Consider the following 21,018-nt stretch of genomic DNA (forward strand, 5'->3'; position numbering starts at 1 on the left):
GGCCGGGCGGGCAGACGCGGCTGCCGATGTTGTTCGCCTACGAGGAGGCGTTCCGCTACCGGTTCGCGGGCTACGCCTCGATGCTCGGCCTCGCCATGGCGATCGTCGTGCTCGCGGTGCTCGGGTTGTACCTGTGGCGGCAGATGAGGGAGAACCGATGAGACGCCTTCCGCAGTACGCCGCGCTGGCCGCGTACATCGTCTTCCTGGCGTTCCCGCTGATCTGGCTGCTGTCGACGGCGCTCAAGACGCCGCAGGAGATGGCGCTGACCGAGCCGACGTGGGTTCCGCGCGAGCCGACCCTGGCCAACTTCACCGACGCGTTCGGCGAGCAGGACCTGGTGGGCGCGGCGGTGCGCAGCCTGATCGTGGCGCTGTTCAGCAGCGTGATCACGGTGCTGATCTCGCTGCCGGCCTCCTACGCCATGGCCCGCTACCGCAGCCTGCTCAACCGGGTCGCGCTCGGGTGGGTGCTGGTCAGCCAGGTGTTCCCGTTCATCCTGATCATCATCCCGCTCTTCATGATCCTGCGCGAGATGGACCTGGTGAACACGCTTCCGGGTCTGGTGGCCGTGCACGTGACGTTCACGCTGCCGTTCGCTCTGTGGATGTTGCAGGGGTACGTGCGCGCGGTCCCGCCCGAGCTGGAGGAGGCGGCGGCCGTGGACGGCGCCTCCCGGCTGCGCTCGATCGCGTCCGTGGTGGCGCCGCTGCTCGCGCCGGGCGTGGTGGCCACGCTGCTGTTCGCGTTCATCTCGTCGTGGAACGAATTCATGTTCGCCCTCGTGATCCTGCAGAACCCCGATGTCATGACGCTCCCGCTGACGCTGGTGAGATTCACCGGCCCCGAGGGGGTGGCCAGGCTGGGCCCGCTGGCCGCGGCGTCGCTCATGGCGACCATCCCGAGCCTGATCTTCTTCGCAATCATCCAGCGGCGCCTGAAGTCCGGCCTGATGGCCGGCGCCGTCAAGGGCTAGGAGGCTCATATGCGTATCAAGTCCGCTCTGGCGGTGGTGGCGACCGCCGCGCTCACCACGGCGTGCGGCGGGGGAGGAGGCGGCGAGTCCTCCTCGAACGAGCCGGTGAAGATCGATTTCCTCAGCCTGGCGTGGCAGAAGGAGTCCGTGGCCGCCAACAAGCAGCTCGTGGAGGAGTGGAACAAGGCCAACCCCAACATCCAGGTCACCTACGTCCAGGGCAGCTGGGACAACGTCAACGACCAGCTCGTCACCCAGTTCGCCGGCGGCACGGCCCCCGACGTGATCCACAACGACTCCCCCGCGCTGGCCGGCTTCGCCACCGACGGCTACCTGCTCGACCTGCGCGACCAGCTGCCCGCCGAGCTGAAGAACGACATCCCCCAGTCCGCCTGGGACACCGTCACCTTCGACGGCGGCAAGGGCGAGCAGGGCGTCTACGGCGTGCCGTTCCTCCAGGAGTCGCAGGTCATCATCGCCAACAAGAAGCTGCTCGACGCGGCCAAGGTGCGCATCCCGACGGCGGACGCTCCGTGGACGTGGGACGAGTTCTCCGCGGCGGCCAAGAAGATGACCGAGGGCGACACGTACGGCGTGGCCTGGCCGATGAAGTCGCCGGTCAACAAGACGCTCAACCTGGCGCTCAACTTCGGCGGCACGTTCTTCCAGGCCGCCGGCGGCAAGACCACGGTCAAGGTGGGGCCCGAGGAGCGCGAGGTGCTCCAGCGCATCCACGACCAGCTCTACACGGACAGGTCGGCCGACCCCGCCGCGCTCGGCCAGGGCACCGCCGACCCGCTGCCCGCCTTCTACAAGGGCAAGTTCGCGCTGCTGCCCGCCGGGGTCTACCTGCGCCAGCAGGTCGCCGAGCAGGCGCCGGACGGCTTCGAGTGGGTCACCCTGCCCGGCCCGAAGGGCACCACCGCCCAGCAGGGCGCGGTCTCGCAGACGTTGTCGATCGCGCAGGACAGCGAGCACCCCGACGAGGCCATGAAGTTCATCTCGTTCTTCCTCAACGGCTCCAACCAGGCCAAGCTCGCCAAGGGCGACTGGCTGCTGCCGACCTCACAGAAGGCCGCCGCCGACCCGGCGATCACGACCGAGGAGAACGGCTGGGACGTGGCCACGGCCTCCGCCAAGAACCTCGTCGTGGCGCCGTTCCTCAAGGTGAACGGCTTCGACGAGTGGAAGAGCAAGGTGGCCACGCCGGTCCTGCAGGAATACTTCGCCAACAAGATCACCATCGACGAGGTGGCCAAGAGGCTGGTCGAAGACGGCAACAAGGTGTTGGAGCGGTACCAGCGGTGACTTTTCGTGACCGGGCCCGGGGGTGCCTGCTCGGCCTGGCGGCCGGCGACGCCCTGGGCGCCCCCGCCGAGAACCTGACGCCGTCGGAGATCCGGCGCAGGTGGGGACGGCTCACCGAGATCGAGGGCGGCGGCACCGACGACACCGAGTACGCGATCTTCGCCGCCTCTCTCCTCATCCGCCACGGCCATGCGCTGACCAGCCAGGACGTCGCCGCCGCGTACCGGCGGGAGATCCTGCCCGCGATCGCCGGGCCGATGCGCGGGGCCGGGTTCTCCGAACTGGGCACCGTCGAGGCGCTGCGCCGGGGGCTTGAGCCGCCGCTGACCGGGCTCGTGCACGCCCACGGCTGGTCGGACGGGCTGGCCATGCGGGCGGCGCCGTACGGGATCTTCTGCCCGGGTGATCCGGCGGAGGCGGCCCGGCTGGTGGAGCAGGACGGGCTGGTCAGCGCGGCCGGTGAGGGCATCCTGGGCGGCCGCGCCGTCGCCGGCGCGGTGGCCGCCGCCATCGGCGGCGCCGCCCCTGACGCGGTCGTGGACGCCGCGCTCGCGGTGGTCCCCGCCGACTCCTGGACCTCCAGGAACATCGTCCGCGTACGCGACGTGCTCGACGCCGAGGCGGCAGGACCGGGCGTCGTCGAGGCGCTGCACGAGGCCGTGGTCGTACGCCACTACCCCTGGACCGACGTGGCGCCCGAAGCCGTGGCGCTGGCGTTCGCGGCCTTCCTCGCGGGCGGCGGCGACGTGGAGGCGTCGGTGACGTTCGGGGTGAGCCTCGGCAGGGACGCCGACACGATCGGCGCGATCGCCGGGGCCGTGGCGGGAGCCGGGCGCGGAGAGCACGGCGTGCCCCGGCGGTGGGCCGGGAGGATCGGGCCGGTGACGGGCAAGTGCCTGCCCGTCGTGGCCGGGAGACATGTGCGGGACGTCGCCGACGAACTGGCGGAAAGGCTGTAGATCACGATGTCGGGGGACAGGATCAGGGGAGCCTTCGCCGGGCTCGCCGTGGGCGACGCGGCCGGATGGCCCGCCGCCAGGCACCGGGCGGCGCTGCACGCGCCCTGGAGCCGGAGGCTGCACAGGGAGCTGGACACGTTCGCGGAAGAACACGGCGTGACCACGCTGCCGGTGCCGTTCGCGCTGAACCAGCCGGTGGCGCCGCTGCGCGTCGGCCCGTCCGACGACGCCGAGTGGCTGGCGTGGACGGCGCTCACCATCGACCGGCCGCGGGCCGAGGCGTTCAGGGGCCTCATCGACCCGCAACCGGGAACGGCCGGTGAGGGTGCGGCCTCCGCTTTGGGAGAGGCGGGCGGCGGTCCCGTCCGGGCGCGCATCTCGGTGGCGACCGCGCTGGACAACCTCGCCAAGGACGTGGAGCCGCCCGCGTCCGGGCACGACAATCCGCACTTCTTCGACGACGCCGCCGCCGTCAGGGCCGTCGCGTTCGGGGTCCTGGGCAGGGACCCGACGCCGGACGCGGAGGTGACGAACGCCGGCGACGGCCTCCTCGGCGCCAGGGCCATGGCCGCCGCGGTGGCCGAGGCCGTGGCCTCGGGTTCGGCGGCGGGCGCCGTCGAGGCCGCGCTGAGCGTGCTGCCCGGCGGCACCGCCATCGGCCACAACGCCCGCCTGGCGGTCCAGGCCGCGCGGGCGGCGGGCGACCCGTTCGCCGCCGTACCGGCGCTGGACGCGGCGCTGCTCGACCACGTCTACAGCTACGGCGTCGGCGCGGCCCAGACGGTGCCCGTCGCGCTGGCGCTGGCCGAGGTGTCGGGCGGGGACCTGAGCCGGGCCGTGCCCGCGGCCGCGTGCCTGGCCGCGCTCGCCGACTCGGCGCCCGCGCTGACCGGAGCGCTCACGGGGGCCTGCGGCGGGCTCGGCGCGATCCCGGAGGGGTGGATCGCGCCGGCTCGTACGCTGGCCGGCTGCTGCCTGCCTGACCTGGCGGGCCTGGATCTGATCGAACTCGCGAACGATGTCACGGAGGGAATCGCATGACGCCGCTTGAGGACAGGGCCACCGGCTGCGTGGCGGGTGCGGCGGTCGGTGACGCGCTGGGCGGCGCCACCGAGGGCTGGACTCCCGAACAGATCGTCGAGCGGTACGCGGGCCGCGTCGAGGGCATCGTGCCGCCGTTCAACGAGGACTGGCGCAACGCCCGGCCGATCGCGCCGTACCACAAGGGCGACGGTCACATCACCGACGACACGTTGATGACGCACGCCCTGATCCGGGTCTACGAGAAGGCGGGCGGGCACCTCGGGGCGTACGCGATGGCCGAGCACCTGGTGCCGGAGCTGATGGGCGAGCGGCGGTGGATCCCCGAGCTGGAGGCCGAGGCGCTGCCGCTGCAGCGGATCTTCCTGGCCGAGAAGTGGATCGTGGCGAGGCTGCACTACGGGCACGTGGACCCGCGCGAGGCCGGTGTCGGAAATATCGTGAACTGTGGCGCCGCCATGTACGTCGCCCCCGTCGGCATCGTCAACGCCGCCGATCCCGACGCCGCCTACGCCGAGGCCATCGACCTGACCGGAGCCCACCAGTCCAGCTACGGCCGCGAGGCCGCCGGGGTGATGGCCGCCGCCGTCGCCGAGGCCATGCGGCCGGGCGCCACGCCCGATTCCGTGGTCGCCACCTGCCTGCGCCTGGCCAAGGACGGCACCAGGGCCGCCATCGAGGCCGTCTGCGAGGCCGCCACCGGGATCGGGCACTGGGAGGGCTCGTTCGATGCGCTGAGGGCCGCCATGCGGCCGTACGACACGGTCGCCGACACCTACCGCGACCAGGGGCTCGGGGCGCGGCGGCCGAGCCGTACGCACAGCATCGAGGAGTTGCCGCTCGCGCTCGGGTTCCTGGTGATCGCCAAGGGCGGCTACCGCGACACCGTGCTCGGCGGCGTCAACTACGGGCGCGACGCCGACTCGATCGCCTCCATGGGCGGGGCCATCGCGGGGGCGCTCGGAGGGTTGTCCTCCGTGCCGGGGGAGTGGGTGGAGCAGGTCGGCGCCGCCAGCCGTACGGACCTGGTGGCCCCCGGGCTCGCCATCGCCGGGGTCGCCCGCCGGGTGCACGCCGACGACCTCGCGCGGCGGCGCGACCACGAGGCCGCCTTCGCCGCCCTGGACCGCCGGTGATCCGGCTCACCTGGGTCCAGCCCGAGGACCTGATCGGCCACGAACTCCGCCAGGCCGCCGAGGACGGCCGCGCCGGCGCGAGCGGTACCGGGGAACGGGTGCGCCAGATCGCGGCCCGGTGGCACGCCGCCGGAGGACATGGCGCCCCGCCACGCGCGGGCGCCTCCGGCCCGGACGCCGCGCGACTGAGAGGGCTGGCCGGGGAACTGCTGGACGAGCTGGCGGCCATCCCCTCACCCCTCGACGAGCCGTCCGACCTGGACGGCATCATCGCCGCCTGCCCCGGCTGGCCCGGCCGCCGCCCCGGCGCCTCCCCGCCACCCGCCGGGCTTGGTCCGCGCGCCGGACGAGGCGTGGCCGACCCCGTACGGGTGCTGGGCGCCTGGCTCGGCCGGGCGGCCGGGTGCGTGCTGGGCAAACCCGTCGAGAAGATCCCGCGCGAGGGCATCAGGGAGATCGCCGAGTCCACCGGCAACTGGCCCATCAGGGGCTGGTTCACGGCGAAGGGCCTGCCTGACGACGTCGCGCGCCGCTGGCCCTGGAACCGTCGCAGCGCGGTCAACTCCCTGGCCGAGAACATCGACGGCATCCCCGAGGACGACGACCTCAACTACCCGCTGCTGGCCCTGACCGTGCTGGAACGCCATGGCCACGGCTTCACCACCGGCGATGTGGCCAGGTTGTGGCTCGACGAGCTCCCCGCCGGCCGTACGTTCACCGCCGAGCGGGTCGCGTACCGCAACCTCCTGGACGGCGTCGAGCCGCCGCGCACGGCCACCCACCGCAACCCGTTCCGCGAGTGGATCGGAGCGCTGATCAGGGCGGACGTGTACGGCTGGGTCAACCCCGGCGACCCGGCCACCGCCGCGGAGCACGCCTGGCGCGACGCGCGGCTGACGCACACCGCGAACGGGATCTACGGGGCGATGTTCGTGGCCGCGATGTGCGCCTCCTCCCTGGTGGCCACGTCGGCGGAGGAGGTGGTGCGGGCGGGGCTGTCCGTGGTGCCCGAGCGGTCGCGGCTGCACGAGGCCGTACGCCTGGCCGTCGCGGACGCCGGACGCGAGGACGACTTCGAACGGGTCGTCGACCGCCTCCACGAACGCCACGGCTCCCTGCACTGGGTGCACACGGTCAACAACGCGGCCCTGGTCGCCGCCACGCTGATCCACGGCGGGGGCGACTTCACCGCCACCATCGCCGGGGCGGTCGCCGGCGGCTGGGACACCGACTCGGCGGGGGCCACGGCCGGGTCCGTCGCGGGCGCGCTGAACGGTGGGGTGCCCGGCCGCTGGCGTATGCGTGACCGCCTGGCCAGCAGCCTCACCGGGTTCGACGGGGTGGGCCTGGAGGAGCTGGCCGCCCGTACACAGGAGATGATGACCCCATGATCTCGGTTTTCGGCAGCGCCAACATGGACCTCGTCGCGTACGTCTCAGAAGCCCCCAAACGCGGCGAGACGGTCACCGGGCACCACTTCCGCACCATCCCCGGCGGCAAGGGCGCCAACCAGGCGATCGCCGCGGCCCGCGCGGGGGCGCGGGTGGCGTTCCTCGGGGCGGCCGGCGACGACGCTTTCGGCGCGGAGATGCGCGCCACGCTGGCGGAGGCCGGCGTCGACGTGCGCGGCCTGCGCCAGGTGCCGGGGCCCAGCGGCATCGCGCACATCGTGGTCGACGACGCCGGAGGCAACTCGATCGTGGTCGTGCCGGGTGCGAACGGCACGGTCACCGGACCGTCCGCTGACGACCTGGCCGTGATCGCGGCGTCCCAGGCACTGCTGCTGCAGCTGGAACTGCCGCTGGAGGCGGTCGTCGAGGCGGCGCGAGGGGCGAGGGCGGCGGGCGTGCCGGTGTTCCTCACGCCGGCGCCCGCGCGGCCCCTGCCGGAGGAACTGCTCGACGCGGTCACGACGATCGTCCCGAACGAGCACGAGGCGGCCGCCATCACCGGCGTCGCAGGCGTGGACGCGGCCCTCGACGCGCTGCTCGAACGGGTCGAGGAGGCGGTGATCACGCTGGGCTCGCAGGGGGCGCTGTTCGGGTCTCGGTCGGGGGAGCGGCTGCGTGTGCCGTCGGTGCCGGTGAAGGCCGTGGACACGACGGCGGCCGGTGACACGTTCGTGGGCGCGCTGGCCGTGGCCCGTTCCGAGGGGCGTGCGATGGCCGACGCCCTCACCTTCGCCTCGGCGGCGGCGGCGCTGTCGGTGCAGCGCGAGGGGGCCAGCACGTCGATGCCGGCCCGCGAGGAGATCGACCGGCAGGTCTCATGAGGTGCCGCCTGGGCAGGTGGTGACCATGAGCGAGAAACCAGAGGACAAACCCGACGCGGTCGGCAGGGTGGAGGGCGAGAGCGACGTCGTCGCCGAACGGTCGGGCGCCGGCACGCCGACGAGCCGCCGTCCCGTCTCCGCCGACCTCCCCGTGGACGACCCGCAGGAGGGCCCCCAGGAGAAGGGCCCGCAGGAGGACTCCGGGGAGGAAGAGGAGAACGGGAACGAGGTCGTCCGCCCCGACGCCGGCCCCACCGGCTGACCGTCACGTGCGTCGCCACTCACTTCTGGGCGGCGACCTTGGCCCCCAGAAGGGCGGCGCACTCGTCCCGGTAGTCGAGCGTGCGCGAGCGCACCTGCTTGGGGTCGGTGAGCACGGCCCTGGAGACCGACGGCACGACGGCATGACGGACGGACGCGAACACCCGGGCCACGTCGGCGGGGGTGGCCCCCTGGACACCCAGGCCCGGCGCGAGGATCGGGCCGTTGAGGTCGCCGAGCGGTTCGCCGAGCTCGGGCAGCGTGGCTCCCATGACCAGCCCGACCGGCCCGAACGGCGTGTGACCCGCGTTAGCCGCCGCCGCGGCGGCGATCACCTGCCCGGCCACGTGCCGCTGCAGCGGGGCGGCCTCGGGGTTGGAGGTGCGGGCCAGCACGAACACGCCCGCGTCGTTGACCATGGCCGACGTGATCGCCACCTCGAGCGAGCCGAACCCCAGGTAGGGGCTGAGCGTCACCGCGTCGGCCGCCAGCGGGCCGCCCCTGTCGAGGTACGCCTCCGCGTAGGCGGCCATCGTGCTGCCGATGTCGCCCCGCTTGACGTCGAGCAGCACCAGCGTGCCGGCCTCGCGCAGGTCGGCGATCGTGCGTTCGAGCACGGTGATGCCGCGGCTGCCCCAGCGCTCGAAGAAGGCCGACTGCGGCTTGACCACCGCGACCACGTCGCCCACCTCGTCGACGACCGTGCGGCTGAAGCGCTCAAGACCGGCGGGGGAGTCATCGAGCCCCCAGGCGTGCAGCAGCGCCGGACTCGGGTCGAGGCCCACGCAGAGCGGTCCGTACGCGTCGAGCCTGGCTCTCAGGCGCGCCCCGAACGTGTCATTCATCGGCTCCTCCTTCGCTGGAGACCCCGGGCTCCAGCCCGCGACATGGTGCCGCCCGGCAAATCTCACGACCACCGCCACGACCTTCGGACCCGGCCCCGCGCGGCCATGGCAGAACGGTTCTCCGGTGACCATACGGGACAGGACTGCCCATGCAGAACAGGGTGTGCAATCCGAGTCTTCCTCGCGCGGCCTCAGGGGTAGATCAGCAGACATGTACGAGATCGCCCATCGTGTGCTGGTGCTACGCACCGATCCACCCAGTGACGTGGTCGTCACGCTCGGCCTGCCGTACGAGGAGCCGGACGGCGAGTGGTCGTGCCCGTACCGCATCGACGGGCTCGCCGGGTGGGAGCACGAAAGGAAGGTCACGGCGTTCGACTCGATGGAGGCGATCGGGCTGGCGATGGCCACGGTGCGGGCCGCGCTCGCCGGGTCCCACGAGGCCAAGGAGGGGCTGCTGAGCTGGGACGACGCGCCGTCGGGCCGGCGGGCGCGCACGGTGTACGTGAGCGTGGACCAGGAACACGACCTTGCCTACGTCTCCATGCGCCATGAGATGTCGCCAGGTGAGGCGGTACGCCAGGTCGAAGCCGGCGACGTCATCCTCGACTACGGCGAGACCGGGCGGCTGCTCGGCCTGGAGATCATGAACGCGGCCGCGGTGCTCCCGCCCGAGCTGCGGCTCTGACCGGACGAGCGGTCGCCTGCCGGCCGGCCGGGGAAGGAGGCGCGCGAAGGCCGCGGTCCAGGGGTGCGCGCCGCCGTCAGGGGACGACCACGGACCTGACGTACGAGGCGGGCCAGGGATAATCGCCGGGGTGAGCACCGTGATCTCGCCGCGCATCGTGGCCACCGACCTCGACGGAACCCTCCTGACCTCGACCGGCACCATCACCCCTCGCACCAGGAAGGCGCTGCGGTCCGCGCGGGCGGCCGGCGCCGAGATCGTCTTCGTCACCGCAAGGGCGCCGCGCGGCGTCCGCGCGATCGCCGAGCAGACCGGCGTCACCGGCATCGCGATCTGCAGCAACGGAGCCGTCACCTACGACGTGGCCGCCGACGAGATCATCCACAGCCGTCCGCTCACGCCCGAAGCGGCCAGAACAGTCGCCGCCACGCTGGCCGAGGCCATCCCCGGCGTCGGCATCGCCGTCGAGACGGGCAGGAACGTGCTGACCGAGGCCGCCTACACCCGTCGTCTCGTCGACGACCTGGCGTACTACCGCGAGGTCGGATCGGTGTTCGACGAGGGCGAGCCCATCGTCAAGCTGCTCGCCATGTCGGCCGCGCACACCGCCGACGAGATGTTCACCGCCGTCGTGGCGGCCGTCGAGGGCCAGGCCGAGGTGACGTACTCCGGGGTAGAGGGGCTGCTGGAGATCAGCGCGCCGGGGGTGACGAAGGCCGGCGCGCTCGACCGGCTCTGCAGGGAGCGCGGGGTCGAGGCCGGCGAGGTGGTGGCGTTCGGCGACATGCCCAACGATCTGGCGGTGCTCGCGTACGCGGGCGCCGGCTACGCCATGGCGAACGCGCACCATCTGGTGCTGGCGGCGATCGAGCGGCGCACGCTGTCCAACGACGAGGACGGCGTGGCCGCGGTGCTCGAAGGCCTGTACGGCTGAGGACGTGCCCGCCCACGGTGTGGGCGGGCACGTCCGGGTCAGGCGTCGTCGTCGGAGACGCGCGAGGCCCCGTCGCAGGAACCGGGTGCGGTGCTGAGCACGGGCACCAGCCCGCCGCACGTGCTCACCGGAGCCGACACAGGCTCGACGATCTCGTCATTGAAGATGATCACGTCACCGACGAGCGACTTGCCCGAAGCCGCAGCGGGCTCCGCGGGCTCCGCCGGCTCAGCGGGTTCGGCGGGTTCGGCGGGTTCGGCGGCCGTGCCGGGCGCCGGAGCCTGGGCGATCGCCGCAGGCGGCGGCGTGACCGCACCCTGCGCGGCGTACGGGAACGTCACGCTCGCCACCGCGGCCCCGAGCCCCGCCGCGACGAGACGCCTCGTTCCCATCAGAACCCCCACCCTCGGCACCACCGCGTCACGGCGAGGTGCGCCGGCCTGCCTAGGCGGCCTGCATGCTGGCGGGGTTGACGCCGTCGCCGGTGTCGTGCTGTGGCCGTCCGCCCTCCATCATCCGGTCGATCAGCGCCAGAGCCAGCGCCGAGACCACGAAGGTCAGGTGGATCAGTGTTTTCCATAGCAACTCCCTGTCGGTGATGGCCGGTCTGGCCGCGTTGATGAAGATCTGGAGGAGATGGATGGACGAGATGCCGATGATGGCCATGGCCAGCTTGACCTTCAGCACGTTGGCGTTGACGTGCGAGAGCCACTGGGGCTGGTCAGGATGGCCCTCGATGCGCAGCCGCGAGACGAACGTCTCGTAGCCGCCGATGATGACCATGATCAGCAGGTTGGAGATCATGACGACGTCCACGAGTCCGAGGACGATCAGCATGACCGTGGTCTCGGCCGGCGTGCCGCCGAACCCGAGATGGATCAGATGGATCAGCTCCGCCATGAAGCGCCACACGTAGACGACCTGGGCGACGATCAGCCCCAGGTAGAGCGGGGCCTGAATCCATCGGCTCAGGAACATGACGTAGCCGACCCGTGCCGGCATCTTCTGTGACCTCGCGCGCGACGCGGTCACGGGTACTTGCGCGAGTCTCACTAGGACGTCAGTACGTTGATGTGCTGGACCACGGTCTCCACATCGATGAGCGGCGAGCCGTTGCCGAGCGGATCCAGCGGGATCGGGGACGCGCCGGCCACAAGCACGGCTGCGGAGATCACGACGCGGAACGTCGGCGGAGCTCCTCGCCGCCGCTCCTCGCCCACGCGGGCGACGCCGCCGGACGACGGGTCATGGCCCGGGACGGTGGCGGTCATGGCTGAAGGCAGCCGACGACCGGAAGCTCCGCCGGCGCGGTCAGTGCCGCGGGATCGACCAGGCCGCTCAGCTCAGCGGGGGACGCGAGCAGGCAGGTCCCCAGCTGAAAGGGGTCGACGACGGCATGGGCGGCGGGGGCGGCGGACAGGGCCAGGCCGCCGGCGGCGACCACGGCGACCATGATCCGCCGAGGGGTGGGCAACATCGAACCTCCTGGGTACGGGATGTCGAACTGACGCTACCCAGAGTAGTGGGAAAGTCACGCTGGGTTAAAGATTTCTTACATCATGTGATCGCGGGATCGGCGGTCCTGGGCGGCCATGACGTCGTCGGCGTGGTCGGACGCCCACACGCCGAACGCCTCGATCGGCCCCAGGAGGCTGCGTCCCAGCTCGGTCAGCTCGTACTCCACGCGGGGCGGAGCCTCGGCGTAGGCGCGCCGTACCACCAGGCCGTTGAACTCCAGGCGGCGCAGCGTCTCCGTGAGGACCTTCGGGCTGATCCCGCCGATCTCCTCCCGCAGCCGCCCCGGACGTCGCGGGCCATGGCGCAGCGCCCAGACGACGACCGCGTTCCAGGTGTTGGCGACCAGGTCGAAGGCGAGCCTGGCCTGACAGTCGGCGAGGAACAACGAAGCCTCCATTAGGCACCGGATGGTGTGCGACGGGATTTCTACCGTTGTCATCCAAGCAAACCCCTTCTTGGAGGACGAACATGCGTATCGGGATCCTGGGCGCCGGCAACATGGCGGACGCCCTCGGCACCCAGTGGGCCGGCGCGGGCCATCCGGTCATGATCAGCGGCCGCGACCTGGACCGGAGCGCGGCCCAGGCAGAAAGGGTGCGAGCCCAGGCCGCCCGCCGGCAGCTCGTGGCGGCGCCGGCGGCTTCCGCCGAGGTGGACGTGCGGGCCGGGACGTGGGCGGAGGCGGCCGGGTTCGGTGAGGTCGTGGTGGTCGCCGTCAGGGAGGCGGGCCTGGTGGACGTGCTCCAGGCCGCACGTCCGTCAATGCGGGACAAGCCTGTCATCGACGTGACCAATGCTGCCGCCCCTGACCGATATGACCCCACGCGACCGATCGCACGCATGATCCGGGATCTCACCGGAGGTCATGTCGTGAAGGCGTTCAACCTGTGTCACGTGGACGTGTGGCGGATGACGCCGCCGGTGTTCGACGGGCGTCCGCTGGCCGTGCCGCTGTGCGGCGACGACCCCGGCGCCATGGACGCGGCCCGCACGCTGGTCGCCGGCCTCGGCTGCACCCCGCTGGACGGGGGAGGCCTCGACCGGGCGATGCAGCTGGAGGCGACCGCCGCGTTCGTGATCGGGTTGTGGTTCGGGGGCGCCGACGCCCAGGCCGTCCTGCCGCCGCTGGCCTCGTCGGGAACCCACGGGCGGACCTGACGTACGACGAGGGGCGTAGTGGGGATGACGACGGCCGGCGGATGCCGCGGCGCCCGCTCCGGGATCATCCTGGAGGCCTTCACACCAGGCCGAAGGAGAAGTCCAGTGGTAACCGAGGTCGCCAAGGGCAGCGGGTACATGACCGCGTTCAAGGTCGTCGCCGTCCTCAACACGGCCGTCGTGTTCGCGCAGGCGGTGACGGCCGGCCAGCTCATGAGCGGCGCCGGCGCCGGCCTGCACGGGACGGGGTCGTTCGTCGTGCACCTGCTGGGGCTGGTGCAGCTCATCGTGGCCGTGCTGATATGGCGTCCGGGCCGCGTCGCCGGCTGGCCCGCGCTCGTCAGCGTGGCGATCTTGCTGCTCGGGTTCGTCCAGTCGATGCTGGGCGGCTCCGGGGCGGTGATGACGCACGTGCCGCTCGGGATGGCGCTCTTCGGGCTCTGCGTGTGGCTCGTCGTCTGGTCCTGGCGCCGCTGACGCACCCCGGGGCCACGGCTCTCCGCATCCGGACTCGGAACCGTACGGCGCTCCGCTGCGTGCGGGACCGGGTCCGGCGGCACGTCAGGAGGGGTGGCGGGCCAGGTGGTCGGCGTGGCGGATGGGCTCGGGAAGGCGGTAGCGGGCAGCCAGGCGGAGGACCTGGCCGGTCACGGTGTCCAGGGAGACGCGATGGCCCTGGGAGACGTACACCGGTTTGACTCCCCGCTGCGTGCGCAGCGCCCGCCCGACCGTGGAGCCCTCGTGGACGATCGGCGTCCACGAGCCGCGTTCCGGCCCGGGAGGCTTATGCGTGCCGACGAACGGCGTCTTGCCCACCCCCAGCGTCGGCAGCCGGGTGAGCACGCCCAGGTGGCAGGCCAGCCCGAACCCGCGCGGATGGGCCAGCCCGTACCCGTCGCAGAGCAGCAGATCAGGCGTCACGGTGAGCCGTTCGAGGGCGTCGATCAGGGTGGGCAGCTCGCGGAAGGCGAACAACCCCGGCACGTACGGGAACGCCACCCTCCCCTCGGCCACCACCTGCTCCACCACCGCGAGGGTGTCCCCGTCGAGGACGACCACGGCCGCCGTCACCGCGTCGTCGCCGTGGTAGTGCACGTCCAGGCCCGCCACCAGCGCGAAGTCGGTGGGGCCCGTCAGTTCGACGTGTCCGCGCAGCCGGTCCTGGACGGACTCCGCCTCCGCGACGCCGGCCGGCCATGGATGAAGTCGTCGTACCCGCACCCGATCAAGGTACGCCGTCCCGGCCGGAGATCGTTGAGTAGGGTCGGTCGTCATGAACGAGGTTCCGGTGGACGTGCCGGGGACGACGTGACGTACCTGGAGTTGCCCGGCGACCACTTCGACGTCATCACCCCCGCCACCCCGATCTGGCAGGCCACGGCCGAGGCCATCGCCGCGGCGCTCGCGTGAGAGACGGGGACCGTGCCGTACGATCCACCCACCCTCAGCGACGAACGGGACACCGCCTAGCATGTCGAGGTGCTCGTCGGAGAGGTGCTCGGTCTGCTCGGCGTCGGTGTGGTGGCCGGCGTGGTGAGCACGGTCGTGAGCCTCGCCTCGATCGTCTCCTATCCGGCGCTGCTCGCGTTCGGGCTGCCCCCGCTGACCGCGAACGTCACCAACACCGTCGCCCTCGTCTTCACCGGCATCGGCGCCGCGGCCGGCTCGCGGCCCGAGCTGGCCGGGGAGGGCGGCCGGATGCTCCGGCTGGGCCCGGTGGCCGCGGTGGGCGGCGCCACGGGCGCGTTCCTGCTGCTGGTGACCCCGGCCGAGACGTTCGAGCTGATCGCGCCGTGGCTGATCGCGATGGCCTCGCTGCTGCTGGCCCGCCCGCCGTCCGGCCGGGCGAGCGGCGAGCACGGCATGACGGCGCGGGTGGGGTTGTTCGCCGTGACGATCTACGTTGGCTATTTCGGCGCGGCCGGAGGGCTGATGGTGTTCGCCGTGCTGGCGGCCACGTTCGCCCAGCCCGCGGCCAAGCTCAACGCGATGAAGAACGTGTTGTCCGGGCTGGCGAACGCGGTGGCGGCGCTCGGGTTCGCGATGTTCGGCCCGGTGGACTGGGGGGCGGCGGTGCCGCTGGCGGTCGGATTCCTGCTGGGTGGGTGGACCGGCCCCAAGATCGCTCGTAGGCTCCCGGGCGCCGGCCTGCGGTACCTGGCGGCGGCCTGCGGGCTGGCCGTGGCGATCAAGCTGGGCTGGGACTCGTACGCGAGCTGACCGGGACGCCCGCCCGCTCCCTCACGAGCGCGGAGAACCTGGCGGTGATCCGGCGCCAGATCGGCGTGGACACCGGCTCGTCCGCCACCGCCTGCTCGTAGATCTCGACGGGGTCGAACCCTTCGGCCCGCCATTCCCGGATGCGCGCGGGCGTCACCTCCGGGTGGAACTGCACGCCCCACGCCCGCTCGCCCACCCGGAACGCCTGGTACGGGCACGCCTGCGTCTCCGCCAGGTGCACGGCCCCGTCGGGCAGCCTGGTGACGGCGTCCTTGTGGTGCTCGATGGCGGGCACCACAGGGGGCAGGCCGTGGAACAGCGGGTCGGCGCCGGCCTCGGGCCGGATCGTGACCGGGACGCTGCCGCTCTCGGGGGCACCGGTGTCGCCGGTCACCTCGCCTCCCGCCACTTCGGCGATGAGCTGGCCGCCCAGGCAGATGCCGAAGAACGGCACGCCGTCCGCCAGCGCCTGGCCCGCCAGCCGCCGGGTGCCGGCCAGCCACGGCGCCCGGTCGTCGTCGCCGGGCAGGTAGCCGCCGCCCAGCACGATCATGGCGTTGTGCTCCAGGCGTGCGGGCAGGGGAGCGCCGTCGTGGGCGTGCACGACGTCCAGTTCCAGCCCGGCGTCCCGCAGCCACTCGCCCACGCGGCCGGGGCCGCCGCTGCGGCTGTTCTGGACGATCAGGACATCACCCATCGTGGGGCCTCCCGGTGTGTGTCGGTGAGCATGTGCGGGTACGCCCGGCGGGGACACCGGGGCGAGAAGACAACGGGGACGTCACGGCAGGTTAGCGGCCCTGGCGGTGTGGCGGAGCAGGAGCGCGGTCGTCACCGGGCCGACGCCGCCGGGCACCGGGGTGAGCGCGCCCGCCACGGCGGCCACCTCGCCGGAGGCGATGTCGCCGGTCAGCCCGCCGTCCTCGGTGGGATTGGTGCCGACGTCGATCACCACCGCGCCGGGCGCGACGTGCGCGGCGCCGATCAGCCCGGCCCGGCCCACCGCGGCGACCAGCACCTCGGCCGTGGAGGTGACGGAGGCCAGGTCGCGGGTGCGCGAGTGGCAGACGGTGACGGTGGCGTTGCGGTCGAGCAGCAGGTGCGCCAGCGGCTTGCCCACCACGGTCGAACGGCCGGCCACCACGGCCCGCCGCCCTTCCAGCTCCACCTCGTAGTGGTCGAGCAGCGCCATCACGGCGGCCGCCGTGGCGGGTGGGAACGCGGGCAGCCCGGCCGCCAGCCTGCCGAGCGAGAGCGGGTTGGCTCCGTCGACGTCCTTGCGCGGGTCGATCGCGCCGGCCAGCTCCTGCGCGGACGCGCCCGCGGGCAGAGGCGTCTGCATCATCACGCCGTGCACGTTCGGGTCGGCGCTGAGGCGGGCCAGCGTCTCGCCGATCCGGTCGGGGGCCGCGCCGGGGCCCAGGTCGACGAGGTCGCAGGCGATGCCCACGCCGGCCGCCGCCTTGGCGATCGAGCGGACGTACCACAGGCTCGCCTCGTCGGCCGTGGCCACCACCACGGCCAGGCGCGGCTGCGGGCCGGCGGCCGCCTCGGCCTGCGTCTGGGCGCGCACGGCCGCGGCCAGCTCCTTGCCGGGCAACGTCTTCACGGGTTGATCTCCTCGCGTACCGAGTCCGTCACCTGGTCGGCTCTGGCGACGGCCGCGTCGACGCCGGACAGGCGGGCCGCCAGCTCGTGGCGTACGCGTTCGTCCACGAGGCCGCCCAGGTTGACCTCGACGTTCACCCTCGCGGTGGTGAGCGCGGCGCGCGCGGCGTCGGCGGCCGCGGCGACGTCGGTGACGAGGTTGCGGTTGGCGATGGGCAGCAGCAGCTCGCACAGCTCGACGACGCGCGTGGCCGTCTCGGCCACGCGCGCGGGCGGCTCGGCGGCCGCGCCCAGCGCCCTCGCGATGGCGGCGCTGCGCTCCTCCCCCTTGGGCAGGCGGTAGGCGTCGGTGACCGCGGTGAAGGCCGCGGCGTCCTCCTCCGCCAGCTTCAGCGCCTGCCCTCGCAGGGTGTCGGTCTCGTCGATCACGCCGGCGACGGTGCCTGCGTGGTCGGCGTACTTCTCTCCGGTGGTGTAGCGGGCCACCATGCCGAGCAGCGCGGCTGCCTGTGCCACGTGCAGGGCCGCGGTCGCGCCGCCGCCTGGCGCGGGTACTCTGCCGGCCAGCTCGGCCAGGAAGTCGACGATCTTTTGGTCGCGCATGGCGGCATTCTGTCAGGCCCTGCCGGGCTCATTCGCGAAACATCGGCCGCGTGGCGTCATCGGGGCCGCTCTGCGACGGGTACGGCGCCTGCGCGGGCCTGTAGTCGGGCCCGTAGCCGGGCCCGTAGCCGGGCCCGTAGTCGGGGCCGTATTCATAGTGCTGGTCGGGAGGCGGTCGGCGGTCGGCGGCCCGCCACCTCGACGGGAACATGGAGACGACCAGCACCGTCACCCCGAGGAAGAACAGCAGAGACGAGTGGGCCAGCGTCTGGAAGCCGATCCCGGCCTCGGGCGGCAGCCACTGGGTCGGCAGGAGCCGCTGGCGGGTGATCAGCTCCAGGATGGGCAGCACGCCCAGCGCGGTGATCAGGAGGCCGCCGAGCAGCGACGCCACCGGCGACAGGCGGGAGCCGACCAGGAAGGCGAACGCGATCGCCGCCGCGGCGACGAGGGCCAGCCCGAGCCAGGAGGGCTCGAACGTGATCCGCGTACGCGTGGTGAACTCGCCGACGCCGTACGACAGCCCGGCGACGATCAGGGGCGGCAGGAGCAGCCCGGCGAGCACTCCGAGAGCATGACGGGCACCGTTTGACATGTTAAAACCCCGTTTGTTCGGCTCTGTCCCAAACTACCGCGCGAGATCCGTTCGCGTGAGGCCCCCTTCGCCCGTCCCCGGGCATTCCTGCGAACTCGCTGTGAAGCCCGGCGGCGGCCGTTGCCCGCCCCCGCGCGCGGAGGCATCGTGGGCGCATGAGATCCGCGATCCTGAAGACCGCACTCAGCGCCCTGGCCGTCGTCCTCGTGGGCAGTGTGCCCGCGCAGGCCACGGGCAAGCCCAGCACGTTCGACCTGCCCGACGGGTTCCAGCCCGAGGGCATCGCGATCGGGCCGGGCCCGTACGCCTACTTCGGCTCCCGCGCGACCGGTGACATCTACCGGGCCTCTCTGCGCACCGGGAAGGGGTCCGTCGTCAGCAAGGGGCCGGGCACGCCGTCGCTCGGTCTCGAGACGGACGGGCGGCGGCTGTTCGTGGCGGGTGGGACGGGCGGCGACGCCCGGGTGATCGACCTGCGCACCGGCAAGGTGATCAAGTCGTACAAACTGGCCACCGGCGAGTCGTTCGTCAACGATGTCATCCTCACCCGCGGAGCCGCCTACTTCACCGACTCCACCAACCCGGTGCTCTACAAGCTGAAGCTCGGGCGCGGCGGCGCGCTTCCCGCCAAGGCCGTCACGATCCCGCTGAAGGGCGACATCGAGTACGGCTCCGGCATCAACGCCAACGGCATCGCCCCCAGCCCCGACCGCAGGTCGCTGCTCGTCGTCCAGTCGAACACCGGCAAGCTGTTCGAGGCCGACCCGTCATCCGGCGCCACCACCGAGGTCGACCTGGGCGGCGAGGCGCTCACCAACGGCGACGGACTGCTCCTTTCCGGCCGCACCCTGTACGCCGTGCTCAACCGGGACAACACGGTCGCCGCCGTCGGACTGGCCCGCGACGGCTCGTCCGGCAAGATCGTCAAGCGGCTGACCGACCCCCGCTTCGACGTGCCCACGACGGTCGCCGCCTACGGCCACCGGCTCTACCTGCCCAACGCCCGCTTCACCACGACGCCGACCCCGGAGACGCCGTACACGGTGGTGGCCGTCAAACGCTGACAGGGACCGCGGGGGCACGGCGGGTCCGCGTTCCCGCGGCCGTCAGCGCACCTTGCCGTCAGCGGGGCGCAGGGCCGCGAGCTGCTGCTCGAACGGGACGACCTCCTCGGCGTCGTCCCGCCGGGGCGCGCGGTGCTCCAGCAGCCCGGCCAGCTCGCCCGCCGCGCGGGTGACGCGCGCACCGAGGCCGTCGGTGAAGGCGTCGCCACCGCCGCCCCAGTCCTCCGACGCCGCGTAGACCGCCGTCGGCACGACGACCGCGCGCAGGTAGGCGAACAGCGGTCGCAGCGCGTGCTCCAGCGCCAGCGAGTGGCGGACGGTGCCGCCGGTGGCCGCGACGAGCACGGGCTTGCCCTCCAGCGCGGCGTTGTCGATCACGTCGAAGAAGCTCTTGAACAGGCCGCTGTACGAGCCGCTGAAGATCGGCGTGACCGCGATGAGCCCGTCGGCCCGCGTCACCTCCTCGATCGCCGTGCGCAACCGGGCGTTGGGGAAGCCGGCCACGAAAGCGCCGGCGATGTCCACGGCCAGCTCGCGCAGCTCGACCACGCGTACGTCCACCGCCTCCCCCCGCTCCTCCAGCCGCCGGCGCACCGCCTCGGCGAGGCGGTCGGCGAGCAGGCGCGTGGAGGAGGGCTGCGTCAGGCCGGCGGTGACGATGGCGAGCTTCATGTGCGTCGGTCCTTCCATGTCCTGCGGATCTGGGCGGGTCAGGCGGTGACGGACGCGGCGGAGTTCGCCGCCGCGACGAGGGAGGCGTGGGTCGGGGCGCCGGGCACCTCGGCGGGGCGGCCCTTGGCGAACTCCTCGCGCAGCACCGGCACGACCTCCTCGCCCAGGAGGTCGAGCTGCTCCAGCACCGTCTTCAGCGGCAGGCCCGCGTGGTCCATGAGGAACAGCTGCCGCTGGTAGTCGCCGAAGTGCTCCCTGAACTGCAGCGTCCTGTCGATGACCTGCTGCGGGCTGCCCACCGTCAGCGGCGTCTCCGCCGTGAACTCCTCCAGCGACGGCCCGTGGCCGTAGACGGGCGCGTTGTCGAAGTACGGGCGGAACTCGCGCACCGCGTCCTGGGAGTTCCTGCGCATGAACACCTGGCCGCCCAGGCCGACGATGGCCTGCTCGGGCGTGCCGTGACCATAGTGAGCGTAGCGCTCACGGTAGAGGTTGATCAGGCGCATGAAGTGCTCCTTCGGCCAGAAGATGTTGTTGGCGAAGAAGCCGTCGCCGTAGTAGGCGGCCTGCTCGGCGATCTCGGGGCTGCGGATCGAGCCGTGCCACACGAACGGCGGCACCCCGTCGAGCGGGCGCGGCGTCGAGGTGAAGCCCTGCAGCGGCGTGCGGAAGCGGCCCTCCCAGTCGACGACGTCCTCGCGCCACAGCCGGTGCAGCAGCGCGTAGTTCTCGATGGCCAGCGGGATGCCCTGGCGGATGTCCTGGCCGAACCACGGGTAGACCGGCCCGGTGTTGCCCCGGCCCATCATGAGGTCCACCCGGCCGTCCGCCAGGTGCTGCAACATGGCGAAGTCCTCGGCGATCTTCACCGGGTCGTTGGTGGTGATCAGCGTGGTGGCGGTGGACAGCGTGAGCCGTTCGGTCCTGGCCGCGACGTAGCCGAGCATGGTGGTCGGCGAGGACGGCACGAACGGCGGGTTGTGGTGCTCGCCGGTCGCGAACACGTCGAGGCCGACCTCCTCGGCCTTGAGGGCGATCGTCACCATCGCCTTGATGCGCTCGTGCTCGGACGGCGTCCGGCCCGTGGTGGGGTCGGTGGTCACGTCGCCCACGCTGAAGATCCCGAACTGCACGTTAGTCACCGTCCATGACCGTTGAAAGTT

27 protein-coding genes are annotated in these 21,018 nt (G+C 72.5%); 14 read left to right on the forward strand and 13 right to left on the reverse strand.

The window, feature by feature from the left end:
- Nucleotides 1-157: 157 nt before the first annotated feature.
- Genes E1267_RS27860 through E1267_RS27895 form a run of 8 tightly spaced genes read left to right on the forward strand, consistent with a single transcriptional unit; the run spans nucleotide 158 to nucleotide 7,954 of the window.
- Nucleotides 158-976 (forward strand): carbohydrate ABC transporter permease, encoded by an 819-nt coding sequence (locus E1267_RS27860; RefSeq protein WP_132336572.1) that lies wholly within the window; start codon nucleotides 158-160, stop codon nucleotides 974-976.
- A 9-nt stretch (nucleotides 977-985) separates the two neighbouring features.
- Nucleotides 986-2,284, forward strand: a complete 1,299-nt coding sequence (locus tag E1267_RS27865; protein ID WP_132336574.1) for an ABC transporter substrate-binding protein — start codon at nucleotides 986-988, stop codon at nucleotides 2,282-2,284.
- Nucleotides 2,281-3,243 carry an ADP-ribosylglycohydrolase family protein gene (locus tag E1267_RS27870; RefSeq protein WP_132336576.1) on the forward strand — a complete coding sequence of 321 codons (963 nt, stop codon included), beginning with the start codon at nucleotides 2,281-2,283 and terminating at the stop codon, nucleotides 3,241-3,243. The genes E1267_RS27865 and E1267_RS27870 overlap by 4 nt, the downstream gene beginning before the upstream one ends.
- 6 nt (nucleotides 3,244-3,249) lie before the next feature.
- Nucleotides 3,250-4,284, forward strand: coding sequence for an ADP-ribosylglycohydrolase family protein (locus E1267_RS27875; RefSeq protein ID WP_132336578.1), 1,035 nt, complete (start codon nucleotides 3,250-3,252; stop codon nucleotides 4,282-4,284).
- Nucleotides 4,281-5,420 carry an ADP-ribosylglycohydrolase family protein gene (locus E1267_RS27880; RefSeq protein ID WP_132336580.1) on the forward strand — a complete coding sequence of 380 codons (1,140 nt, stop codon included), beginning with the start codon at nucleotides 4,281-4,283 and terminating at the stop codon, nucleotides 5,418-5,420. Before E1267_RS27875 ends, E1267_RS27880 begins: the two co-directional genes overlap by 4 nt.
- Nucleotides 5,417-6,811 (forward strand): ADP-ribosylglycohydrolase family protein, encoded by a 1,395-nt coding sequence (locus E1267_RS27885; protein ID WP_132336582.1) that lies wholly within the window; start codon nucleotides 5,417-5,419, stop codon nucleotides 6,809-6,811. Before E1267_RS27880 ends, E1267_RS27885 begins: the two co-directional genes overlap by 4 nt.
- The gene (rbsK, locus tag E1267_RS27890; protein WP_132336584.1) at nucleotides 6,808-7,692 is read left to right on the forward strand and encodes a ribokinase; all 885 of its coding nucleotides are present in this window, start codon (nucleotides 6,808-6,810) and stop codon (nucleotides 7,690-7,692) included. The genes E1267_RS27885 and rbsK overlap by 4 nt, the downstream gene beginning before the upstream one ends.
- Nucleotides 7,693-7,717: 25 nt before the next feature.
- Nucleotides 7,718-7,954, forward strand: a complete 237-nt coding sequence (locus E1267_RS27895; RefSeq protein WP_132336586.1) for a hypothetical protein — start codon at nucleotides 7,718-7,720, stop codon at nucleotides 7,952-7,954.
- Nucleotides 7,955-7,973: 19 nt separating this feature from the next.
- On the opposite strand, the gene pyrF is transcribed toward E1267_RS27895, so the two are convergent.
- On the reverse strand, nucleotides 7,974-8,798 hold the full coding sequence (gene pyrF, locus E1267_RS27900; RefSeq protein WP_132336588.1) for an orotidine-5'-phosphate decarboxylase: 825 nt from the start codon (nucleotides 8,796-8,798) through the stop codon (nucleotides 7,974-7,976).
- A gap of 211 nt (nucleotides 8,799-9,009) precedes the next feature.
- Here pyrF and E1267_RS45820 point away from each other — a divergent pair, with 211 nt between their 5' ends.
- Both E1267_RS45820 and E1267_RS27910 read left to right on the forward strand, forming a co-directional pair.
- Nucleotides 9,010-9,486 (forward strand): DUF2283 domain-containing protein, encoded by a 477-nt coding sequence (locus E1267_RS45820; protein WP_220449707.1) that lies wholly within the window; start codon nucleotides 9,010-9,012, stop codon nucleotides 9,484-9,486.
- Nucleotides 9,487-9,616: 130 nt separating this feature from the next.
- Nucleotides 9,617-10,420: a Cof-type HAD-IIB family hydrolase gene (locus tag E1267_RS27910; RefSeq protein ID WP_246064306.1), complete on the forward strand. Its 804-nt coding sequence runs from the start codon at nucleotides 9,617-9,619 to the stop codon at nucleotides 10,418-10,420.
- A 38-nt stretch (nucleotides 10,421-10,458) separates the two neighbouring features.
- Here the strand turns inward: E1267_RS27910 and E1267_RS45375 are convergent, their stop codons facing one another.
- The 5 genes from E1267_RS45375 to E1267_RS27935 all read right to left on the reverse strand — a co-directional run bounded on the left by E1267_RS45375 (nucleotide 10,459) and on the right by E1267_RS27935 (nucleotide 12,335).
- Nucleotides 10,459-10,812, reverse strand: a complete 354-nt coding sequence (locus E1267_RS45375) for a hypothetical protein (RefSeq protein ID WP_181957850.1) — start codon at nucleotides 10,810-10,812, stop codon at nucleotides 10,459-10,461.
- Nucleotides 10,813-10,864: 52 nt separating this feature from the next.
- Complete coding sequence (locus E1267_RS27920; protein WP_132336590.1) at nucleotides 10,865-11,422, reverse strand: TIGR00645 family protein; 558 nt, start codon at nucleotides 11,420-11,422, stop codon at nucleotides 10,865-10,867.
- A 50-nt stretch (nucleotides 11,423-11,472) separates the two neighbouring features.
- A complete protein-coding gene (locus E1267_RS27925) occupies nucleotides 11,473-11,691 on the reverse strand; it encodes a hypothetical protein (protein ID WP_132336592.1) in 219 nt (72 codons plus the stop codon).
- On the reverse strand, nucleotides 11,688-11,897 hold the full coding sequence (locus E1267_RS27930) for a hypothetical protein (RefSeq protein ID WP_220449709.1): 210 nt from the start codon (nucleotides 11,895-11,897) through the stop codon (nucleotides 11,688-11,690). Before E1267_RS27930 ends, E1267_RS27925 begins: the two co-directional genes overlap by 4 nt.
- A gap of 75 nt (nucleotides 11,898-11,972) precedes the next feature.
- A complete protein-coding gene (locus tag E1267_RS27935) occupies nucleotides 11,973-12,335 on the reverse strand; it encodes a winged helix-turn-helix transcriptional regulator (RefSeq protein ID WP_132336594.1) in 363 nt (120 codons plus the stop codon).
- Between the two features lie 71 nt (nucleotides 12,336-12,406).
- Here E1267_RS27935 and E1267_RS27940 point away from each other — a divergent pair, with 71 nt between their 5' ends.
- Nucleotides 12,407-13,096, forward strand: coding sequence for an NADPH-dependent F420 reductase (locus tag E1267_RS27940; RefSeq protein ID WP_132336596.1), 690 nt, complete (start codon nucleotides 12,407-12,409; stop codon nucleotides 13,094-13,096).
- A 105-nt stretch (nucleotides 13,097-13,201) separates the two neighbouring features.
- On the forward strand, nucleotides 13,202-13,573 hold the full coding sequence (locus tag E1267_RS27945) for a COX15/CtaA family protein (RefSeq protein ID WP_132336598.1): 372 nt from the start codon (nucleotides 13,202-13,204) through the stop codon (nucleotides 13,571-13,573).
- An 84-nt stretch (nucleotides 13,574-13,657) separates the two neighbouring features.
- Here the strand turns inward: E1267_RS27945 and E1267_RS27950 are convergent, their stop codons facing one another.
- Nucleotides 13,658-14,317, reverse strand: coding sequence for an endonuclease V (locus E1267_RS27950; RefSeq protein WP_132336600.1), 660 nt, complete (start codon nucleotides 14,315-14,317; stop codon nucleotides 13,658-13,660).
- A gap of 258 nt (nucleotides 14,318-14,575) precedes the next feature.
- On the opposite strand from E1267_RS27950, the gene E1267_RS27955 reads away from it, so the two are divergent.
- On the forward strand, nucleotides 14,576-15,316 hold the full coding sequence (locus E1267_RS27955) for a sulfite exporter TauE/SafE family protein (protein WP_246064307.1): 741 nt from the start codon (nucleotides 14,576-14,578) through the stop codon (nucleotides 15,314-15,316).
- On the opposite strand, the gene E1267_RS27960 is transcribed toward E1267_RS27955, so the two are convergent.
- The 4 genes from E1267_RS27960 to E1267_RS27975 form a co-directional block, all read right to left on the reverse strand.
- Entirely contained in the window at nucleotides 15,285-16,013 is a 729-nt protein-coding gene (locus E1267_RS27960; RefSeq protein ID WP_132336602.1) for a type 1 glutamine amidotransferase, read from the reverse strand. The two genes, E1267_RS27955 and E1267_RS27960, sit on opposite strands and share 32 nt — an antisense overlap.
- A gap of 81 nt (nucleotides 16,014-16,094) precedes the next feature.
- Nucleotides 16,095-16,922, reverse strand: a complete 828-nt coding sequence (locus tag E1267_RS27965) for a bifunctional 5,10-methylenetetrahydrofolate dehydrogenase/5,10-methenyltetrahydrofolate cyclohydrolase (protein ID WP_132336604.1) — start codon at nucleotides 16,920-16,922, stop codon at nucleotides 16,095-16,097.
- Entirely contained in the window at nucleotides 16,919-17,524 is a 606-nt protein-coding gene (locus tag E1267_RS27970) for a cyclodeaminase/cyclohydrolase family protein (protein WP_132336605.1), read from the reverse strand. Before E1267_RS27970 ends, E1267_RS27965 begins: the two co-directional genes overlap by 4 nt.
- Before the next feature lie 28 nt (nucleotides 17,525-17,552).
- Nucleotides 17,553-18,119: a hypothetical protein gene (locus E1267_RS27975; RefSeq protein ID WP_132336607.1), complete on the reverse strand. Its 567-nt coding sequence runs from the start codon at nucleotides 18,117-18,119 to the stop codon at nucleotides 17,553-17,555.
- A gap of 155 nt (nucleotides 18,120-18,274) precedes the next feature.
- Here E1267_RS27975 and E1267_RS27980 point away from each other — a divergent pair, with 155 nt between their 5' ends.
- Nucleotides 18,275-19,183 (forward strand): NHL repeat-containing protein, encoded by a 909-nt coding sequence (locus tag E1267_RS27980; RefSeq protein WP_132336609.1) that lies wholly within the window; start codon nucleotides 18,275-18,277, stop codon nucleotides 19,181-19,183.
- A gap of 42 nt (nucleotides 19,184-19,225) precedes the next feature.
- Here E1267_RS27980 and E1267_RS27985 read toward each other — a convergent pair whose 3' ends face one another.
- Together E1267_RS27985 and E1267_RS27990 are read right to left on the reverse strand one after the other, a co-directional pair.
- Complete coding sequence (locus tag E1267_RS27985; RefSeq protein ID WP_220449710.1) at nucleotides 19,226-19,855, reverse strand: FMN reductase; 630 nt, start codon at nucleotides 19,853-19,855, stop codon at nucleotides 19,226-19,228.
- Nucleotides 19,856-19,893: 38 nt separating this feature from the next.
- On the reverse strand, nucleotides 19,894-20,988 hold the full coding sequence (locus E1267_RS27990; protein ID WP_132336612.1) for an LLM class flavin-dependent oxidoreductase: 1,095 nt from the start codon (nucleotides 20,986-20,988) through the stop codon (nucleotides 19,894-19,896).
- Nucleotides 20,989-21,018: the final 30 nt, after the last annotated feature.

Origin of the sequence: Nonomuraea longispora, assembly GCF_004348345.1 — a bacterium.
Classification (GTDB): domain Bacteria; phylum Actinomycetota; class Actinomycetes; order Streptosporangiales; family Streptosporangiaceae; genus Nonomuraea; species Nonomuraea longispora.

What these genes read in the sequence shown, in the direction of transcription:
- E1267_RS27875 (WP_132336578.1), top strand. Translation starts at nt 3,250, where the DNA reads ATGTCGGGGGACAGGATCAGGGGAGCCTTCGCCGGGCTCGCCGTGGGC.
- E1267_RS27880 (WP_132336580.1), top strand. Translation starts at nt 4,281, where the DNA reads ATGACGCCGCTTGAGGACAGGGCCACCGGCTGCGTGGCGGGTGCGGCG.
- E1267_RS27895 (WP_132336586.1), top strand. Translation starts at nt 7,718, where the DNA reads ATGAGCGAGAAACCAGAGGACAAACCCGACGCGGTCGGCAGGGTGGAG.
- E1267_RS27960 (WP_132336602.1), bottom strand. Translation starts at nt 16,013, where the DNA reads ATGGGTGATGTCCTGATCGTCCAGAACAGCCGCAGCGGCGGCCCCGGC.
- E1267_RS27970 (WP_132336605.1), bottom strand. Translation starts at nt 17,524, where the DNA reads ATGCGCGACCAAAAGATCGTCGACTTCCTGGCCGAGCTGGCCGGCAGA.
- pyrF (WP_132336588.1), bottom strand. Translation starts at nt 8,798, where the DNA reads ATGAATGACACGTTCGGGGCGCGCCTGAGAGCCAGGCTCGACGCGTAC.
- E1267_RS27975 (WP_132336607.1), bottom strand. Translation starts at nt 18,119, where the DNA reads ATGTCAAACGGTGCCCGTCATGCTCTCGGAGTGCTCGCCGGGCTGCTC.
- rbsK (WP_132336584.1), top strand. Translation starts at nt 6,808, where the DNA reads ATGATCTCGGTTTTCGGCAGCGCCAACATGGACCTCGTCGCGTACGTC.
- E1267_RS45820 (WP_220449707.1), top strand. Translation starts at nt 9,010, where the DNA reads ATGTACGAGATCGCCCATCGTGTGCTGGTGCTACGCACCGATCCACCC.
- E1267_RS27930 (WP_220449709.1), bottom strand. Translation starts at nt 11,897, where the DNA reads ATGTTGCCCACCCCTCGGCGGATCATGGTCGCCGTGGTCGCCGCCGGC.
- E1267_RS27920 (WP_132336590.1), bottom strand. Translation starts at nt 11,422, where the DNA reads ATGCCGGCACGGGTCGGCTACGTCATGTTCCTGAGCCGATGGATTCAG.
- E1267_RS27985 (WP_220449710.1), bottom strand. Translation starts at nt 19,855, where the DNA reads ATGAAGCTCGCCATCGTCACCGCCGGCCTGACGCAGCCCTCCTCCACG.
- E1267_RS27925 (WP_132336592.1), bottom strand. Translation starts at nt 11,691, where the DNA reads ATGACCGCCACCGTCCCGGGCCATGACCCGTCGTCCGGCGGCGTCGCC.
- E1267_RS45375 (WP_181957850.1), bottom strand. Translation starts at nt 10,812, where the DNA reads ATGGGAACGAGGCGTCTCGTCGCGGCGGGGCTCGGGGCCGCGGTGGCG.
- E1267_RS27865 (WP_132336574.1), top strand. Translation starts at nt 986, where the DNA reads ATGCGTATCAAGTCCGCTCTGGCGGTGGTGGCGACCGCCGCGCTCACC.
- E1267_RS27980 (WP_132336609.1), top strand. Translation starts at nt 18,275, where the DNA reads ATGAGATCCGCGATCCTGAAGACCGCACTCAGCGCCCTGGCCGTCGTC.
- E1267_RS27935 (WP_132336594.1), bottom strand. Translation starts at nt 12,335, where the DNA reads ATGGAGGCTTCGTTGTTCCTCGCCGACTGTCAGGCCAGGCTCGCCTTC.
- E1267_RS27940 (WP_132336596.1), top strand. Translation starts at nt 12,407, where the DNA reads ATGCGTATCGGGATCCTGGGCGCCGGCAACATGGCGGACGCCCTCGGC.
- E1267_RS27860 (WP_132336572.1), top strand. Translation starts at nt 158, where the DNA reads ATGAGACGCCTTCCGCAGTACGCCGCGCTGGCCGCGTACATCGTCTTC.